Origin of the sequence: Solemya pervernicosa gill symbiont, from assembly GCF_002020875.1 — a bacterium.
GTDB lineage: Bacteria > Pseudomonadota > Gammaproteobacteria.
Map to the genome: position 1 here is coordinate 1 of NZ_MPRL01000151.1, position 1,359 is coordinate 1,359.

Here is a 1,359-nt window from a genome sequence, read left to right on the forward strand (position 1 = left end):
CGGGGCGCCGTAGGCATAAACGGTCGCGTTAAGTATTTGCCGCTTGCTTGGGCTTGGACGCCCAAAACAAGCTTCCGCAAAAATAGCGACTCCCCGATAGAAAAGACGATTCTGGACTTTCCCCGGACAGTCGCTTCCTCCAATTCATTACGTGTTGGTGAATTTCTGATTCATTATCGAAGTCATCTACTTTCTCGAAGCCTTTGTGAAGTAAAACTTGACCATCTGGAGTTGATAGATATGAATCAATGTCACAGCAAAAATAGATTGTGTGGTGGTCTAATGGCTCGTAGAGGTCTTGCCACAGATTCATGAATATGTTTTTGTCTGACAACGATGCATAGTCTTTCTCTTCTGCCCATATTCCAGGTAGAGACTCAGGGAGTCCTTTCATGCCAAAAGATTCCATTTGTAGCCAGTAATCTTCTATGTCCCTAATCTCCGGGCTAGGAGAAAACAACCAATGCCCTCTGCCATGTTCTTCTTCGGCTGCAATAAGGTTATTGTCGCTAGAAAACTGTATGAGTTTGTCAATTTCTACTTCCATAAAACTAGTCCATATTTTGTTGTGGGTGTTCTACTTGTTTTTTTCAGTTATATCTAGCCTTCTAAATTTTCCCCACATAATACTAGTTTGGATGCAATACCAGATAATGTTATTTGTACGAAGGCATCTGCTGAGTGGTCAGCCTCTTGAAGGTATTCCAGCGCATCCCCTTGGGCTTCCAGCCGTTGCCGTTGAGGATGCCCGGCTCCCATCCCAGCTTGTCGCGGATTCGGTCAGCTTTCCTTGCTGCCCGGTCATCCCAGGTTTCCCGCTGGCTTGGATAGGCCAACTGGTAACAGTGACGGCAGGCAAAGATGCCGCCGCCATAAAGGATCGCCACGCGCCGACCACAACCACGAGCGGGGCAGAGGAACCAGGGGCGTTCGCCGCCAAGATTACAGGCCGTCCAGTCCAGATACACCGGGTAGCTCTCGTCTTTCCAGTCCTCTCCGCCGCTCCGGTGCCGGTAGGTGAGAACTACCCGATTTGATTCAGTGCGTACGCGGATGGAGGCGACTACTTCACCATGCTGTGACCATTGCCAGCCGAAGGATTGATGCGCGGCGAGCAGGCCATCCCGTTTCCAGCGCCGCACGTCGATAGATCGGTAATCGTCGGTAGAGTCTTTCGAGCCCCAGTACCAATGCCGTCCGCTACCCATGCCGCCCATGTTCGCCTCCCGTTTTTTTAACCGAAATCATTTGGAAAATTCACCTTCGCTGACCGCCATGGATAGCGAAGCGAAGGCGGTTAGTCCGCGATAGTCGACGCCGTCTGCCTATTCGTAGTTGAGAGCGCGAGCGAACGACGAA

General features: G+C 50.7%; 2 protein-coding genes. Both read right to left on the minus strand.

Going from position 1 to position 1,359, the window contains the following annotated elements:
• Nucleotides 1-28: 28 nt before the first annotated feature.
• Nucleotides 29-547 carry a hypothetical protein gene (locus BOW52_RS16795; protein WP_078485228.1) on the minus strand — a complete coding sequence of 173 codons (519 nt, stop codon included), beginning with the start codon at nt 545-547 and terminating at the stop codon, nt 29-31.
• Nucleotides 548-656: 109 nt separating this feature from the next.
• Entirely contained in the window at nt 657-1,217 is a 561-nt protein-coding gene (locus BOW52_RS16800) for a hypothetical protein (RefSeq protein WP_236725807.1), read from the minus strand.
• Nucleotides 1,218-1,359: the final 142 nt, after the last annotated feature.